The organism is Thermoanaerobacter sp. YS13, from assembly GCF_000806225.2.
Lineage (GTDB): Bacteria > Bacillota > Thermoanaerobacteria > Thermoanaerobacterales > Thermoanaerobacteraceae > Thermoanaerobacter > Thermoanaerobacter uzonensis.
In genome coordinates this window covers 723,268-740,010 of the sequence record NZ_JOOI01000002.1, presented here as the reverse complement: position 1 = coordinate 740,010, position 16,743 = coordinate 723,268, and the positions used below count along the sequence as shown (strand labels likewise).

Here is a 16,743-nt window from a genome sequence, read left to right as displayed (position 1 = left end):
TTCATAAAAATTATTTAAATTTGTGATATACGTTACAGTAAAATTTTCAATACAGGGTAAAATATAATCAGGTATGTTAGAGAAAAGGAGGTATTTCCCATGAGTGAACTTATTAATAATAGAGAATACAGGAGGGAACTTTTAAAAGAAGTTATAAAAGAACTCCATAGTGGTAAAAGCGTTGCGGAAGAGCTTTGTGTCTATAGTTTTAACAACGAAAACCTTATCTTATATTCTTTTTAAAAAATCATGGGGATATACCTTATCAAAAAGCATACCCCCATACCGTATTTTCGCAATTTTGTTAAACTTATATAAGCAGAGTCATTGCTTTAAAAAACGCCTAAATTTAAACAAAATCACATCGTTTATTGCTGCCAAGTAAAAATAAGACAAACCAGTATTTTAAGAATTTCCTTGAATTTTCCCTTGGTTTTCTACTAATTTCTTTTTTTCTTTTATTTTCTCTTCATCTGCAAGATAATAATGCCTTATAGGCTTTAAATCATCATCAAGCTCATAAACTAAGGGAATTCCTGTAGGAATATTAAGTTCCATTATCTCTTCATTTGAAAGATTGTCAAGATATTTTATAAGCCCTCTTAAACTATTTCCATGAGCAACTATGAGGACTTTTTTACCGGATTTTATCGTCGGCGCAATTGTAGATTCCCAATAAGGAATGACTCTGTTAATTGTATCAATCAAGTTTTCCGTGAGGGGAATTTCATATTCAGAAAGGTCAGCATATCTGGGGTCAAAGCCGGGGTATCTTGGGTCATCTTTTGTCAATGCGGGAGGCCTTACATCAGCAGACCTTCTCCATATTTTCACCTGTTCTTCACCATATTTTTGAGCAGTTTCGGCTTTGTTAAGCCCTTGTAATGCTCCATAATGCCTTTCATTAAGCCTCCATGATTTATAAACCGGTATCCACATCAAATCCAATTCGTCAAGGACAATCCACAAAGTCCTTATAGCCCTTTTAAGTACAGAAGTAAAAGCACAGTCAAAAGTGTATCCTTCTGCCTTTAAAGTCTTGCCACTTTCTCTCGCCTCTTCAAGCCCTCTTGGCGACAGATCCACATCCGTCCAGCCAGTAAATCTATTTTCCATATTCCACAGGCTTTCTCCATGTCGCAGTAAAACAACCTTATGCATACTTTTTCCCACCTTTCACATATTATATATCAAAAATTTATACAAAGATTTTCTGTCTTTTCATATTCTATCCTGTTTTCTTAATTATATCTCACTTAAAACTTAAATACAATAGTATTGATAATTATTCTTATTTAAAATTTATGCGCATCCGAAAATCTATCTTTATAAAATACTATCTATTTACGCAAATTTTTGGCAAAATAATATGTATTGCCAGATTATTTTACTTTGACAATGCCGTCCATATAAAGGAATTTCGGGTTTTATTTTTCGTGCTTTCTGAACTGCATTTACATAAAGAGCAACCATAATAATTTTACACGGACAAAAATCCAATTCTCCCTTGACTTAAAAGATTAAGTGTATTACAATACACATTAGGAGGTGTATGTGATGAGAACAAATATAGTCATAGATGAAAATCTCATCAAAGAAGCGTTAAAAATCTCAGGATTAAAAACTAAAAAAGAAGTTGTCAATTTGGCTTTAAAAGAATTTGTAGAAAATCGCAGAAGAAAAAATTTAATGGAGATAAAAGGAAAAATACAGTTTGATGAAAATTATGATTACAAAAAAATGAGGGAAAGCAAATGATTTTGGTAGATACATCTGTTTTAATATCTTTTCTGAAAGGCATAGAAAATAAAAAAGTAAAAAAATTTGAAGAAATAATACAGAATAATATCCCTTTTGGAATAAACAATTTTATCTATCAGGAACTATTACAAGGAACAAAAACTGAAAATGAATTTAATTTAATTAAAGAATATTTAAGTACGCAAAAATTCTATGACCTAAAATATGGTATCAAATCTTATGAAAATGCTGCAAAATTGTATTTCAAGTGTAAGAAAAAAGGAATCACCATTCGCAGCACTATAGATTTACTCATAGCAGAAACAGCCATTGAAAACAATTTATACCTGTTACATGATGATAAAGATTTTTCTTTAATTGCACAAGTTGATGAAAGATTAAAAGAGTATTAAAACTATTCAAAAGGCTTTAAATTACTCAGAAAAAGGTTTCTTAACAATTTGTTCCTAAATAAATTTAATAGCCTTATCCAAAAATCTTTTTATACAAATCTTCACCATAACTTGTTTGTAATGGTTCGCCTTCGACTATTTTAAAAGTACGCTTACCGTCCTCTCTTCTTTCAGCTCGCAAAAAAATGACATTCTCCAGTTTTTTATTATAAAAACTATAGGCAAATTCAAACAAATGTGTCACAAAAAAGATTTTAATGCGTTTTTCAATCAATGCAGTAATTATTTGCCTTGCAATTTCCGAACCTTCTCTTTCATTTGTCGCGGCAAATGATTCATTAAATAGTACCATGGAATTTGGCTTTATATTGTCTACTATATCACTCATCCTGCTAAGCTCTTCATCAAGCTTTCCACTTTTCATGGTAGCATCTTCTTTTCGTTTATAGTGGGTGAAAATCCCATCACATATGTTGGCAGAAAAATATTCGGCTGGCACAAACATACCACATTGCATCATCAACTGGGCCAAACCTATGCTTCGCAAAAAGGTAGATTTACCCCCTTGGTTAGCACCTGTAATTATTGCTAGGTCTTTATTATCAGCATTTAAATCGTTGCCGACGACTTTTTGTTTCATTGTCAAAGCCAAACAAGCATCATATAATCCTTTAAAAGAATGCCTGCGTTCACTGGATACTACCGGAATAGGGAAAGACACCGGCTCTCCAATTTGGGCAAGTTGCTCATATAAATTCAAACAGCCAATGTAAAAAGCCAATTCAGTCCGCAATATGTTAAAAAAACTGAGAATATGATCAGCAGACTGAGCAATGGCATTTGCCACAAGGTTGATTCCTCTGTCTTTTAAGTCAGATAAAGCTCTTGCACCGCTTTCATCGCGCTCACTTATATAAAAAGTATAAGCATCCGGTCTTTTTAAAAAAATCCTGTCTATTAGACTTTGTTTTTTATCCTCCCGTTTGCGAAGAATATAATTGACACCTTTGTTGCCTTTACCCAACTCAGCACTGATCAAAATTCCATCGCGAAATTCCAGTTCTTTTAAATGATTTTGGACATTTTCAAAATATTCATCATTAAGTTCTTTTTTGAGCATTGCAAAAAACCTTTTAAAACCCTCTGATTCGAATTTATCGGCATGTTGGTCAGCAATACTCTTTAGTTTTTTCAGCATTCCAATAAACATATGCAATACATCCATTGAACTATGAAGTATAGCTGCAGGGTACCTGGTGAAAATGCTAAAATAATACTTTTTCTCGTTTTCAATTGCTTCTACCGCTATATCATAGATATTCCTAACAATAGAAGAATTTTTTAGAGAATCCTTCAAAACATCTTGGCGATATAATATTGTATCCAGATTACTATACACACTGGATAAAACATATTTTTTTGCCACTTCAAATAAAAAATTATCACCACGGGACATAGCATTGAACAAAGTGTTTAATTCCAAATCTTGTATCAATGCTTCTTCGTCCGCGGACAATTTTTGTTCCAGGTCAAAATCATGATCTCTATACATAAGTAAAACTTTCATAATTTCATCCTCTCCTTTAAGCAGTTATACGTTAGCCTGTATTTTTCAGCAATTGATATAGCGTATGAAAGCCCATCAGGCGGTCTTCTAACAATTTTATATGTGCGCAGTGCCGGATTCTCAGGAACTATCGTACTGACCATACTTACAATCTTTTCGCTTAAGAATGCTAATTCATCTATAAATGTTACCCAAACGCACAGCACATCTAATTGTATTATTTTTCCCATTATCTTCTTACTTAAAAATAATGCGTCTTTTGCTGTGGTAGATGTGAAAATTTCATTCATTATTATAATACTGTTTGATGTGGCCTGGGCAAGAATATTGTAAATTCTAAACAATTCATCTTCCAGTTTTCCACGAAGATCTTTAATATTTTCTTCCTTTTCAAAATGTGTAAATAGTTTATCAAAAAGAAAGAGTTGAGCTTCCCTTCCGGGAACAGGGCAGCCTATACTGGCCAAATAATGCAATTGTCCAAAAGTGCGTGCAAATGTTGTTTTGCCTCCCTGGTTCGGACCGGTAATTACAAATATACGCTCTTTACCTTTTAAATAAAAATCATTACAAACAACGACCGAATTTTCGTTGATGAGTTTATAAGCCAGAGCTAAATCAAATCCTTCGTAATTATAAACTTCCTTACATTTATTTGTGGATAACAAAATTTTAGTCCAGTGCGCTTGAATAGTGCCATATATTCCAAATAAGCAATATAAAATTGTACTTCCCTATCAAAAGTAGCTATTGTCTCATCTAAATAATCACTATTTTTCATACAATAATTATCAAGATTAGAAAATATATCAGGATATAACTGAGCTACTAAATCCAATATTTTTGCTTCGACATGGTTCATATCTGGCCAATCAGAAAATTTGATTTTATAATCCTTTGCTGCTTCCTGTTTGAATTTTTCAAACGTTTTTTCTACTTCTGTACTGTAATCAATTTCAGATTCATATTTACGAACTGTCACACGGTTACCTTTTATTAACAAGCAATATTTCACTGTAGACAAATCAGCTTTAAGTTTTTTCGTTTCACTCAGTAGCAGCTGAAAACGGTCAGAATTGATATAATCCATCAAATATTGACGAAATGCTAAAAAACCACGAGATTTTAACTCTACAGAAGACAAGTCTTCTACTAAATCAGTAATTGCATCGCAGTAGATTTCTACAGCATCCAAAAGCCATCTGTCTTTCTGGTATTTGTAGTAAAGTTTGTCTGCTTGAGCAAGGTGTTTGCGCATTTCTTGCATTTTTTCCGCAAATGATTTTATATCCTCAAGCAAAACTTCATTTTCAAGGTCTTGCATTATTTCATGGCGATACTTGATAGTATCAATATCGTTTAAATGAGTGTAAAAAAACGGTTTTAAATTATATTCTTCTTTGCCTCTTGTTATGACATCTACAATTTGATCAAGATTTAAGTCAACAAAAAAATCAGGTGCTTCAAATGTTTCTTTTTTTACCCCATCTTCGTTTTTTTGAAATAATATGCTATGAAAAGGCATAAGAAAGCACCTCTCTTTCAAAGTTGTAGGCAAATGCACTAATATAAAAAAGCTGACAACCCCTACGTTTTTACCGTAGAAGCCATCAGCTGTTTATCAGCAGTTCGGATTTTCCAAAAGGGGGCTTCATCCCTTTTTAAATATTATATCACTTTTTTATGAAGCCTGCAAGAATTATATGGAAATTTGCTACAAAGCATAATGTTTATGTTTATTTGTTTAAAATAAAAAGATTTTTATATTGTTTTATATCCAGATTTTGTAATACTTCTTATTATTCTATATGTAAACTCAACAATATAAAATACTTGATATCATTATTTCGTAGTATAATGATAATATGAGAAAAATAAATATTCATTCATTTTATGTTTTGGGAGGGATTTTATTGAATAAAGGTAAAAGTATAACATTCAATACTTTAATACATTGGGAAGAATTTCGCAAGCGTATTATAGTTGAAGGCATTATAACAGGTTTTTTTGTTGGAATGATTATTGCTATTTTAAGATATATTCTTGAAAAAACAAATATTCTTGTAATAAGTGTATACAAAATTCTTCATACAAATCCTTACCCGTTAATTGGCTGGATAATTTTCCTTTCTCTAATAGGCTTACTATTGGGTATAATAGTGAAAAAAGAACCTATGATAAGCGGTAGCGGTATACCTCAAGTTGAAGGCATGATTATCGGTTATATAAAAGTTAATTGGTTACGAGTTTTATTGCTAAAGCTCATAGGTACTATTTTAGCGATAGGTGCAGGACTTTCTTTAGGACGCGAAGGTCCATGTGTGCAAATTGGTTCTTCAATCGGGCAAGGAATAAGTAGGTTGTTTGGTAGATTTAGAGTTGAAGAAAAATACCTTCTTACATGCGGAGCTAGTGCAGGGCTTGCAGCAGCTTTTAATGCACCACTTGCAGGAGTTATTTTTGCTCTTGAAGAACTGCATAAAAATTTCTCACCATTGGTACTTGTATCTAGTATGGTTTCATCACTTACATCAACTTTTGTAGCTGGTGAACTATTAGGAATCAAACCTATTTTTAATCTGAAAAATCTAGCAGTAATGCCGCTTAATAATTATCTTTATCTTATTTTACTTGGAATTATCGTTGGATTATGTGGAATCGTATTTAATAAAACCCTTTTAAAGACTCAAGATATATACAACATGTTAAAAATAAAATCACATATGAAGCCAATAATACCTCTTATTATATCCGTTGCAGTTGGACTATGGGTACCTATGGCACTTGGGGGCGGTGAGGGTCTTGTCGATACATTAAGCAATAATAGTTTTAGTTTAAAATTTCTAATTTTGCTATTAATTGTTAAATTTTTATTTACGATGGTAAGCTATGGCTCAGGTGTACCAGGAGGTATTTTTATGCCCCTCCTTATAATAGGTTCACTGATTGGCAACATATATGGAACTGTCATAATTAACATAATGCACATAAACCCTATTTATATCAAAAATTTTATTGTATTTGCTATGGCAGGATATTTTGCTGCTATAGTTAGGGCACCGATAACAGGTAGTTTGCTTGTAACTGAAATGACCGGTTCATTTAGTCATTTGTTAGCCCTAAGCACTGTTTCTATAGCGGCATATCTTTCATCAGATTTGTTCTCAAATATGCCGATTTATGAATCTTTGTTAGAACGTCTGCCGATAAAGAAAGAACAAAAATCTATAACTGCCAATAAAAAAAGAAAGACGATTTTCGAAATGCCTGTCTGTGTAGGCTCAAGTTTAGACGGCAAAAAATTAAAGGATATTAGCTTGCCCCAAAATTGCTTACTTGTTGGCATAAAGAGGGGAACGCATGAATTAATACCAAAGGGAAATACGAAAATTCTAGCCGGCGATTATCTAGTAGTCCTTGCAGATGAAGATAAAGCTACAGAAATTAGAGAAATTTTATTGAATATGACACAGAGGTAAACAAATCTTAAATAGACACGGGGAGAGTTCTTATAGTTTGATTTTTCAAACAAGAAGAACTCTCCCCTTTGTACTCTGTTAATTATTGTACAGAAGCTCTGTAATCACCCATTTACCTTTTATTTTCTCTACAAGCATTACCAATTTTTTAATATCTCCATAGGGGTCCGCCGGGTTGACCTCGTAAGAATCTGTAAAAACATGCACATAGTAAAAGTATCCTTTTCTATCTCTGAGAACAGTTTCATCGGGATTAGCAGGTTCCACTTTGTAATAATAGGTATACTCTTCTTCTTTATAATCGCTATAAAGGGCCTTTTTTACTCTATCGCTCAAATAAGAGTATACCGTGTTATCCCTGATTTTCCCAGTCAGATGGTAATAATCGGCTTCCCTCAAAACTTTTTTAATTATTTGATAGTGCTTATGTCTTTCCGATTTTGCGGTATCCAAATCAGTTTCCATCGTAGAGTTATTTATATCTTTTTCCTCAATTACAGGAAGAACTGATTCTATGTCCATTAGAAATTTCTTTTTATTTCCCAGTATTCGCTTTTTATTATCATACAAGAACTTTAAGAGTTTTTCCTGGTCCTCTTGAATATTTCTCTGTTGTTCGGGATTTAGTGAATTCGCCTCTTTGCTATCTGTTCTATCAGGTCCTTTTATCTCAACAATGATATAAATTAAAGGGAAGATTAAAAAGATGACCAAAATGACAAATATTAAATTTCTCACTCTCACATCGTCTTCCCCCTTATTATTAAAAATAAACTCATCTATAAAGCAATAAAAATTGAGGTATCGCTTTACCATCTTCACTTTGTACCCAGGTTAGAATGTCATAGTAAATTGTTGGTCCGCTTATAATTGGAATATTTATAAGTTGAGTGTTATTTTTCAAAATATTATAAACTTTCATGCTGCTGTTATTACTATACCATGTAACATAGTCTTTATTTAAGGAGACAGCCCACACTTCACTACTATATGTTGGAATTTCTATCTTTTTTTTACTTTTAATATTGTAAAGTATGGCTTTCTTATTTTTTTCTACCCACACAACATTGTCTCCCCATATATTTGAAAAAGCACCTTGATCAGATAATTTTAAAGTTTTATTTTCTGCAATACTATACAAATACACTCCGCCAATATCTTCTTGTCCAGATATTTTTGACTCATCCCAAACTATATAATTTCCATATATGTGAGGACCACTAAAATGATAATTATCATTCCCTTTTAAAGTTTGTATTATTTTCTGTTTGTTCTCTTTTAAATCATATAAAAATATTGAACTTGACTTATTATCTCCATCTGATTCATAAGTTGACCATACAAGCTTTCCGTTGTTGGATAAATGTGGTTCAACACTAAACTGATTATTTAAAACATCATCTTCACCAAATTTACTTTTTGCAATCATTTTCACATCTTGGGTATTTAAATCTTTAATGTATATTCTCCAGTCATCTCCCACATTCCCATATTATCTGATGCTTCAACCATATCGCAAGCAATACCTTCTTTTTATAAGGGTCAAAACCAACAGGAAATTGTTTTTCTTTAAGTGAAACAACTTTGTTTATATCTATATCTATCTCATCATTTACTTTGGTATTTGCCTTTATGCCACAAGAAGAAAATGCAATGGAAATGATTAATAACCATAAAACTATAAGAACTTTTTTCAATGCTTTTCATCTCCTTTCAATACTATCTTCCTCTTTTATTTCATTATAACTTTTTAAATGTTAAAATTTATTAAAAAATTATTAAGTTTTGGTTACAAAATGGTTACAGAGTAAATTGTTCCTTCCCTAGTATCCTTAGTATAAAGTACATAGGTATACTTGTATCCTTCTAAAAACAACCACTTATCCAACAAGATATAATCTTATCCGAAAACCAAACTCTTTCCACAATCATCTATAAAGTGAGAAGGTCATCTGGATGACTCATCTCATCGCAAAATAGGAGGTGTAAGATTGGAAATCATACAAGAAGTAAAGAAAGCCAAGCAAAGTCTTATAACATAAGATATGCCATAAGAAAATCCAAAAATCAAAATAATGTACATAATTCCAGAAAAACCATGTCCAAATTTAAACATTAAAGGAAGGGATATGCCATTTAGAAAACTCACCGCCAGTATGCCGTAAATTAAAGCATCTGTGTAAGCTCAAGTTTAGATGGCAAAAAATTAAGGATATTAGCTTGTCCCAAAATTGCTTACTTGTTGGCATAAAGAGGGGAACGCATAAATTAATACCAAAGGGAAATAGCCAGAAGGAGAGTTTGTGCTTATTTATTTTTGCCAAAATATTCTATCAACCAATAACCCAGTATTAATATTTTCAACAAACTTCAAGCTTTTGTCTTTAGAGAACCAGTTGTATCGCATACCTTCTACTTTTTTACCTTCAAACTCCACTTCCTGCACAAATCCTTTAATTATATCTACATAATATTCCTCGTTATCTTTTTTAACAACAGTTGATATTGAACTAATTTCTTTACTATTCTTTATATGATGAATAGTGTACCTAACTCCATTATACAACACTTCCTCTACATATTCTTCAGGTAAAATACTGTCAGATCCATATATATTGAGATTCTTAGTTCCAAAATCAGTGTAAAAAAATATGAATAGAAAATCAAACTTTATTGAATATACAGTAAAAAGCCTATGCACAAGTCTTCCGCATAGGCTTTTTACAATATATTCGGTGAACCTATTGTCTTTTTCTTTTTTAATGTGTTTTTAAGATCTATCGCCTCATATACATCTTTATCTATCACATCGCTGAATTTTTTAAGTTCTTCAAGTGATAAATCTTCAATTGCTAAATTTCGTTCTATTGCATATAAAACTACTTTGCCTGCAATTTCATGAGCAATTCTGAAGGGAATACCTTTTTCTACAAGATAGTCTGCAAAATCTGTAGCATTCATGTAACCATATTTTGCGGCCTTTTCCATGTTGTCAGTCTTTACTTTAATTGTCTTTATCATCTCAGTAAATACTTTCAAAGACATTTTTAAAGTGTCTATTCCGTCAAACAAAGCCTCTTTATCCTCCTGCATGTCTTTGTTATATGCAAGAGGAAGTCCTTTCATCACAGTAAGTATTGTAATCAAATCGCCGTAAACCCTGCCGGTTTTGCCCCTTATAAGTTCTGCTGCATCGGGATTTTTCTTTTGTGGCATCATACTGCTTCCTGTTGAAAATCTATCATCCATCTCAATAAAATCAAATTCTTTGGTCGACCACAAAATTAATTCTTCTGAGAACCTACTTAAATGCATCATTGTTATAGAGGCAAAGCTTAAAAATTCTATTACAAAGTCTCTATCGCTTACACCATCCATGCTGTTTAAAGTTATATCATCGAACCCTAAAAGAGATGCCACGTATTTTCTATCGATATCGAAGGTGGTACCCGCAAGTGCACCAGAGCCCAAAGGCATTACGTTGACTCTTTTCACCATATCCTCAAGCCTTGATAAATCTCTTTTAAACATTTCAACATAGGCAAGAAGATGATGTCCAAAAGTCACAGGCTGTGCCCTTTGCAGATGCGTATATCCCGGCATAATCGCTTCTTTATAAGTTCCAGCCATTTCATTTAAGGTATCTATAAGTTTTATTAAATCCTCTTTTATTTTGTCTATCTCATCTCTTAAATAAAGCCTTTCATCTGTCGCAACTTGGTCATTTCTGCTTCTTCCTGTGTGAAGTTTGCGCCCTGTATCGCCTATTTTCTCAGTTAAAAGCCTTTCAACATAAGAATGAACATCTTCATCATTTTGTATCTCTCCAACATTGGTTTCATCAAGAATTTCCTTTAACCCTTTTTCTATTAAATTGAGTTCATCTTCTGTCAGCACTCCAGCTTTATAAAGTCCTTTTGCATGGGCAATTGATCCTAATATGTCATGCTTTAAAAGCCTAATATCAAAAGAAATGGAGGAATTAAACTCCTCCAGTAGTTTGTCCGTCTCGCTTTTAAACCTACCTCCCCACAGCTTCATCCATATCCTTCCTTCCCATTTCCATCAACGCCTTAATTTTTAAAGAAAGCCCAAAGAGGTTTATAAATCCCTCTGCGTCTTTTTGGTTGTAAACTTCATCTTTACCAAAAGTCACAAATTCTTCATTGTAAAGAGAATAAGGAGATTTTACTCCTGCGTTTATGACATTTCCTTTATAAAGCTTTAGTCTTACAACACCTGTTACATTTTTTTGCGTTTCCTCTACAAAAGCGTCTAGCGCGACTTTAAGTGGTGAAAACCACAAACCGTTGTAAACAAGGTCTGCATATTTCTGTGAAACCAAATCCTTAAACCTCATTGTTTCCTTATCAAGCACAAGATATTCAAGTTCTTTATGAGCAGTGTAAAGCAATGTCCCTGCAGGAGTTTCATAAACACCGCGAGACTTCATTCCTACAAGTCTATTTTCCACAAGATCGGCTATCCCTACGCCGTTTTTTCCTGCAATTACGTTTAATTCTTCTATTAATTTGACAGGTTCTAAGGCTTTGCCGTTTACTTTCACAGGTATGCCCTTTTCAAATTCTATAAGCACATATTCTGGCTTATCTGGGGCTTTATCAGGTGGAGTGATTATATCGTAAAGGTCACTTTTAGGCTCATTCCATGGGTCTTCAAGGTCTCCTCCTTCATGGCTTACATGCCACAAGTTATTGTCTACACTATATATTTTTTCTTTAGTAACAGGGATCGGTATCCCCTTCTTTTTTGCATAGTCTATTTCATCTTCCCTTGATTTTAAATCCCATATCCTCCACGGGGCTATGATTTTTATTGAAGGGTCAAGAGCATGTATTGATACCTCAAATCTCACCTGGTCATTGCCTTTTCCTGTTGCACCATGAGCTATTGCCTTTGCACCCTCTTTGTGAGCAATTTCCACAAGTTTTTTGGCAATTAAAGGCCTCGCCATAGAAGTGCCTAAAAGGTATTTCCCTTCATAAACAGCACCAGCCTTTAAAGTAGGAAATATATAATCTTTTACAAATTCTTCTTTTACGTCTTCAATATATACTTTGCTGGCACCACTCGCTAAAGCCTTGTCTTTTATATATTTAATTTCTTCTCCCTGTCCTACATCAATACAAGCCGCTATTATCTCACATTCATAGTTTTCTTTAAGCCATGGTATAATTACTGATGTATCAAGTCCTCCTGAATAAGCAAGTACCACTTTTTCGCCTTTTAACATTTTTAAACACTCCTTATAAAACTAAATTTTTGACATTATCCTTTTGTATTTCTTGATATTCATTTACAGATAAAATGGACAAGCCATTCATATTTACCTTTGACACAGCATTTAATGCCGCTTTTATAGTATCTATAGATGTAAAAAGAGGAATTCTGTATTCTACTGCTGTTCTTCTTAACTTAAATCCCGTATTATCAGGTTTTTTGCCTTTTGTCGGTGTATTTACTACAGCGTCAAAATATCCATCCTTCAGCAATTTTATTGCATGATCAAGAGACATAATATTTACATGAATACCAATCAAACTCAAATACTTCCCCGTCCTGTATGTGGCATATATTTCATACCCTAAGCCCTGCAATTTTTCTACTAAAGATACCGCTTCTTGAAAATCTCTTTCCGCTATTGAAAGAAGTATTTTCCCTTTTTTAGGTATTTTAAGGCCTGCTCCTTCTAAAGCTTTGTAAAGTGCTCCTTCATAAGTTAAATCTATACCCATTATTTCTCCTGTTGATTTCATTTCAGGACTTAATGAAACTTCAACATCTGTCAATTTTTCCATGGAAAATACAGGAGCTTTTACAACCGTATATGGGGTCTGCGGCCATAAACCGCCTTTATAACCTAACTCTTTTAGCTTTTTGCCTAAAGCCACTTCTACCGCCAGTTTCACCATAGGTACACCTGTTGCTTTGCTCATAATAGGTACCGTACGCGAAGCTCTAGGATTTACTTCTAACACATATACAGTACCTTCTTTTACTGCAAATTGAATATTTATAAGTCCCTTTACACTTAAAGCTTTTGAAATCTTTTCTGTGTATTCGATAATAGTGTTTATCTCCCGTTCAGACAAACTTCTTGCAGGATATATTGAAAAACTATCTCCTGAATGCACTCCAGCTCTTTCTATGTGTTCCATTATTCCGGGTATTAATACACACTCGCCATCTGAAACTGCATCAACTTCTACTTCTCTTCCATCTATATATTTATCTATCAAAACAGGTTTGCCGGGAGATACTTGGGTTGCATTTGAAACATAGTCGATTATCTCTTGAAGTGTGTTAACTTTTTCCATGGACTGACCGCCTATAACATAGGATGGCCTTACAAGAAGTGGAAAACCAAGTTTTAAGGCTATATCTTTTGCATCTCCTACTGTTAATGCATATTCACCTTTAGGTTGATTAATGTTTAGCACTTTTAAAAGTTTTGAGAATTTTTCTCTATCTTCACTTATATCAATGCTTTCATGAGATGTACCTATTATTTTCACTGCATTTTTAACTAACTCTTCTGTAAGATTAATTGCTGTCTGGCCGCCAAACATTACCATTACACCAAGTGGTTTTTCTTTTTCATATATGTTTAAAACATCCTCCAATGTAATAGGCTCAAAGTACAACCTGTCTCCCGTGTCAAAGTCTGTGCTGACAGTTTCAGGGTTGTTGTTTATTATGATAGATTTAATTCCAGCTTCTCTTAAAGCCCACAAGGCTTTAACAGAACAGTAATCAAACTCAATTCCCTGACCAATTCTTATAGGACCAGAACCTATTACAATTACTTTTGGTATGTCATGGATCTCAACTTCGTCTTCTTCGCCATAAGTTGAATATATATATTGTGTAACTGATTCAAATTCCGCTGCACAAGTATCTACCATTTTATAAGAAGGATATATGCTATATTCTTTTCTTAATGCTCTCACAACTTCTTCTTTAATTCCCTTTATTGTTGCAATTTCTCTGTCTGAAAATCCCATTCTCTTTGCTTTTTTAAGAATCTCTTCCCTTAACTCATTTTCCTCTATTTCCCTCTCCATATTTATAATATTTAAAAGCTTGTTCAAAAACCATTTGTCTATTTTTGTAACGTCATTAATATAATCAATGTCTATATCGCGGCGAAGAGCTTCTGCTATATAAAATAGTCTCATGTCATTAGGCACTGATATGCTCTTTAGTATTTCTTCTGTTTTCATGCCTTTTATATTGTTTAATCGAAGGCCGTAAGCTTTTATCTCTAATGACCTTACGGCCTTCAAAAGGGAGGCTTCAAAAGACCTTTCTATTGCCATTACTTCTCCTGTCGCCTTCATCTGTGTACCTATTTTTCTATCAGTAGTATAAAATTTGTCAAAAGGCCATCTCGGTATTTTTGTCACAACATAATCCAGTGCAGGTTCAAAAAATGCAGTAGTTTTACCTGTTACAGGATTTTTTATTTCATCAAGTCTAAGCCCTATTGCAATTTTTGCAGCAATCTTTGCAATAGGATATCCCGTTGCTTTTGATGCCAGTGCACTTGAACGACTAACCCTTGGGTTTACTTCTATAACATAGTATTTGTGGCTTTGGGGATCTAAAGCAAATTGGATATTACATCCTCCCTCAATTTTTAAAGCCTTGATTATTTTAATGCTTGCACTTCTTAACATTTGATATTCGTAATCTGACAAAGTCTGCACTGGCGCTACAACTATACTATCTCCTGTGTGAACTCCTACTGGATCAAAATTTTCCATGCTGCAAATCGTAATACAATTATCATCAGCATCTCTCATTACCTCAAACTCTATTTCTTTCCATCCGTACAGAGATTTTTCAACAAGCACTTCTTGAGCCATGCTTTTTTTAAGGCCTAAATCTACAATCGATATAAGTTCTTCGTCATTGTGGGCTATACCACCGCCTGTACCTCCGAGTGTATATGCAGGCCTTATTATCAAAGGATAACCGTAATTTTTAGCAAATTTTAAGGCATCCTCTACATTTGTGACTGTGATACTTTCAGCAACTGGCTCCCCTATTTCCTGCATTTTTCTTTTAAAAAGTTCTCTGTCTTCTGCAGTTTTTATTGACTCAAAAGAAGTTCCCAAAAGTTTTACATTGTATTTGTCTAAAATTCCTTCTTCTTTAAGTTTAACAGCAAGATTAAGCCCTGTCTGTCCTCCTAAGGTAGCAAGAATTCCATCGGGTTTTTCTTTAGCTATTATTTTTTCAACTACAGAAACAGTAGGATTTTCAATATAAACAATATCTGCTATATCAGTATCAGTCATTATGGTAGCTGGATTGTTGTTTACCAGAACAACTTGTACGCCTTCTTCTTTTAGGGATTTACAGGCTTGGGTTCCTGAATAATCAAACTCCGCTGCTTGCCCTATTATAATAGGGCCCGAGCCTATTACCAGAACCTTACTAATATCCTTATACTTCGGCAAAATAAGACCTCCTTTTGTAAACCATGACTATATCCATGAATTTATCAAAAATCTCTGTTGAATCACGGGGTCCAGGACATGCCTCAGGATGATACTGTACAGAAAAAACTGGCAGAAATTTATGCATAATGCCTTCTACTGTTCCATCGTTTAAGTTTATGTGGGTTACAGTTATCTTGTCTTTATCTATTGACTCCTCTTCAACAGCGTATCCGTGATTTTGAGAAGTTATATAGTCTTTATTTGTCAGCAAATCTTTAACAGGTTGATTTGCACCTCTGTGGCCAAATTTCATCTTTACTGTATTGCATCCAAGAGCAAGGGCTATTATTTGATGCCCTAAGCATATTCCAAGCACAGGTTTTATACCCATAAAGTGTTTAGTAAGTTCTATTGCATAAACTGCATCTTTAGGGTCACCCGGTCCATTTGAAAGAAATATTGCATCGGGATTTATTTGCATAACATCATCATAACTTGCATTATAAGGAAACACATAAATGTCAAATCCAACTGAATTTAGCATTTTTAAAATGCTCTTTTTTGTACCAAGGTCAATAAAAGCAAGTTTTGGACCAATACCTGCTATACGATACGGCTTTTTCGTAGAAACTTCTTCCAAAAGATTTGCTTGGTCAAATTCTATGTTGTCATCAGGGTTACAAGTTATAATCCCTCTCATAGTTCCATTTTCTCTAAGCTTTTTCGTCAAAGCCCTTGTATCAATTCCCGATAATACTGGTATGTTGTGCTTATCAAGATAGCTCAAAAGTGACTCCTCACTTTGGAAATTGCTAGGCTTATCGCAATATTCCCGTATCACAAATCCCCTTATATGAGGCTTTTCTGATTGAAAGTCGTATTTGTTAATACCATAATTTCCTATTAAAGGATATGTCATGACAACTATTTGGCCTGCGTAGGAAGGATCTGTTATGGCTTCTTGATAGCCTGTCATCCCTGTGGTAAAAACAACTTCTCCATATCCTTTTTTGTTTTTGCTTATTAACTCACCTTCAAATATGCTTCCATCCTCAAGTTTCAAATAACCTTTCATG

The 16,743-nt window shown here is 33.6% G+C and carries 13 protein-coding genes, 2 pseudogenes and 1 riboswitch; of the genes and pseudogenes, 4 read left to right on the top strand and 11 right to left on the bottom strand.

What is annotated here, in order from left to right:
* Window positions 1–99: 99 nt before the first annotated feature.
* Window positions 100–189: pseudogene (locus THYS13_RS14975) on the top strand (DUF438 domain-containing protein); the annotation flags it as partial.
* Between the two features lie 216 nt (window positions 190–405).
* On the opposite strand, the gene gpmA reads toward THYS13_RS14975, so the two are convergent.
* Window positions 406–1,161, bottom strand: coding sequence for a 2,3-diphosphoglycerate-dependent phosphoglycerate mutase (gene gpmA / locus THYS13_RS11385; RefSeq protein WP_042834622.1), 756 nt, complete (start codon window positions 1,159–1,161; stop codon window positions 406–408).
* Window positions 1,162–1,557: 396 nt separating this feature from the next.
* Here gpmA and THYS13_RS11380 point away from each other — a divergent pair, with 396 nt between their 5' ends.
* Entirely contained in the window at window positions 1,558–1,758 is a 201-nt protein-coding gene (locus THYS13_RS11380; RefSeq protein WP_006569717.1) for a type II toxin-antitoxin system VapB family antitoxin, read from the top strand.
* A complete protein-coding gene (locus THYS13_RS11375; protein WP_042834621.1) occupies window positions 1,755–2,153 on the top strand; it encodes a PIN domain nuclease in 399 nt (132 codons plus the stop codon). Before THYS13_RS11380 ends, THYS13_RS11375 begins: the two co-directional genes overlap by 4 nt.
* Before the next feature lie 73 nt (window positions 2,154–2,226).
* Here THYS13_RS11375 and THYS13_RS11370 read toward each other — a convergent pair whose 3' ends face one another.
* Both THYS13_RS11370 and THYS13_RS14970 read right to left on the bottom strand, forming a co-directional pair.
* Window positions 2,227–3,720 carry a DNA mismatch repair protein MutS gene (locus THYS13_RS11370; RefSeq protein WP_042834620.1) on the bottom strand — a complete coding sequence of 498 codons (1,494 nt, stop codon included), beginning with the start codon at window positions 3,718–3,720 and terminating at the stop codon, window positions 2,227–2,229.
* Window positions 3,717–5,245: pseudogene (locus THYS13_RS14970) on the bottom strand (DNA mismatch repair protein MutS). Before THYS13_RS14970 ends, THYS13_RS11370 begins: the two are co-directional and overlap by 4 nt.
* Before the next feature lie 69 nt (window positions 5,246–5,314).
* A riboswitch (Fluoride riboswitch) is annotated at window positions 5,315–5,388 on the bottom strand.
* Between the two features lie 245 nt (window positions 5,389–5,633).
* Between THYS13_RS14970 and THYS13_RS11360 the strand changes: the two are divergent.
* The gene (locus THYS13_RS11360) at window positions 5,634–7,199 is read left to right on the top strand and encodes a ClC family H(+)/Cl(-) exchange transporter (protein ID WP_042834619.1); all 1,566 of its coding nucleotides are present in this window, start codon (window positions 5,634–5,636) and stop codon (window positions 7,197–7,199) included.
* Window positions 7,200–7,277: 78 nt separating this feature from the next.
* Here THYS13_RS11360 and THYS13_RS11355 read toward each other — a convergent pair whose 3' ends face one another.
* The 8 genes from THYS13_RS11355 to carA form a co-directional block, all read right to left on the bottom strand.
* Window positions 7,278–7,943, bottom strand: coding sequence for a hypothetical protein (locus THYS13_RS11355; RefSeq protein ID WP_235603364.1), 666 nt, complete (start codon window positions 7,941–7,943; stop codon window positions 7,278–7,280).
* Window positions 7,944–7,974: 31 nt separating this feature from the next.
* The gene (locus THYS13_RS11350) at window positions 7,975–8,682 is read right to left on the bottom strand and encodes a hypothetical protein (RefSeq protein WP_052210524.1); all 708 of its coding nucleotides are present in this window, start codon (window positions 8,680–8,682) and stop codon (window positions 7,975–7,977) included.
* Window positions 8,672–8,896, bottom strand: a complete 225-nt coding sequence (locus THYS13_RS11345; RefSeq protein ID WP_042834618.1) for a hypothetical protein — start codon at window positions 8,894–8,896, stop codon at window positions 8,672–8,674. The genes THYS13_RS11350 and THYS13_RS11345 overlap by 11 nt, the downstream gene beginning before the upstream one ends.
* Window positions 8,897–9,510: 614 nt before the next feature.
* Entirely contained in the window at window positions 9,511–9,900 is a 390-nt protein-coding gene (locus tag THYS13_RS11340) for a hypothetical protein (RefSeq protein ID WP_042834617.1), read from the bottom strand.
* A gap of 20 nt (window positions 9,901–9,920) precedes the next feature.
* Complete coding sequence (argH, locus tag THYS13_RS11335; protein WP_042834616.1) at window positions 9,921–11,240, bottom strand: argininosuccinate lyase; 1,320 nt, start codon at window positions 11,238–11,240, stop codon at window positions 9,921–9,923.
* Window positions 11,221–12,453, bottom strand: coding sequence for an argininosuccinate synthase (locus tag THYS13_RS11330; RefSeq protein ID WP_042834615.1), 1,233 nt, complete (start codon window positions 12,451–12,453; stop codon window positions 11,221–11,223). Before THYS13_RS11330 ends, argH begins: the two co-directional genes overlap by 20 nt.
* A gap of 13 nt (window positions 12,454–12,466) precedes the next feature.
* Window positions 12,467–15,685, bottom strand: coding sequence for a carbamoyl-phosphate synthase (glutamine-hydrolyzing) large subunit (gene carB / locus THYS13_RS11325; protein WP_042834614.1), 3,219 nt, complete (start codon window positions 15,683–15,685; stop codon window positions 12,467–12,469).
* Window positions 15,672–16,742 carry a glutamine-hydrolyzing carbamoyl-phosphate synthase small subunit gene (carA, locus tag THYS13_RS11320; RefSeq protein WP_042834613.1) on the bottom strand — a complete coding sequence of 357 codons (1,071 nt, stop codon included), beginning with the start codon at window positions 16,740–16,742 and terminating at the stop codon, window positions 15,672–15,674. The genes carB and carA overlap by 14 nt, the downstream gene beginning before the upstream one ends.
* Window position 16,743: the final 1 nt, after the last annotated feature.

What these genes read in the sequence shown, in the direction of transcription:
- THYS13_RS11330 (WP_042834615.1), bottom strand. Translation starts at nt 12,453, where the DNA reads ATGTTAAAAGGCGAAAAAGTGGTACTTGCTTATTCAGGAGGACTTGAT.
- THYS13_RS11380 (WP_006569717.1), top strand. Translation starts at nt 1,558, where the DNA reads ATGAGAACAAATATAGTCATAGATGAAAATCTCATCAAAGAAGCGTTA.
- argH (WP_042834616.1), bottom strand. Translation starts at nt 11,240, where the DNA reads ATGAAGCTGTGGGGAGGTAGGTTTAAAAGCGAGACGGACAAACTACTG.
- THYS13_RS11375 (WP_042834621.1), top strand. Translation starts at nt 1,755, where the DNA reads ATGATTTTGGTAGATACATCTGTTTTAATATCTTTTCTGAAAGGCATA.
- THYS13_RS11370 (WP_042834620.1), bottom strand. Translation starts at nt 3,720, where the DNA reads ATGAAAGTTTTACTTATGTATAGAGATCATGATTTTGACCTGGAACAA.
- gpmA (WP_042834622.1), bottom strand. Translation starts at nt 1,161, where the DNA reads ATGCATAAGGTTGTTTTACTGCGACATGGAGAAAGCCTGTGGAATATG.
- carA (WP_042834613.1), bottom strand. Translation starts at nt 16,742, where the DNA reads ATGAAAGGTTATTTGAAACTTGAGGATGGAAGCATATTTGAAGGTGAG.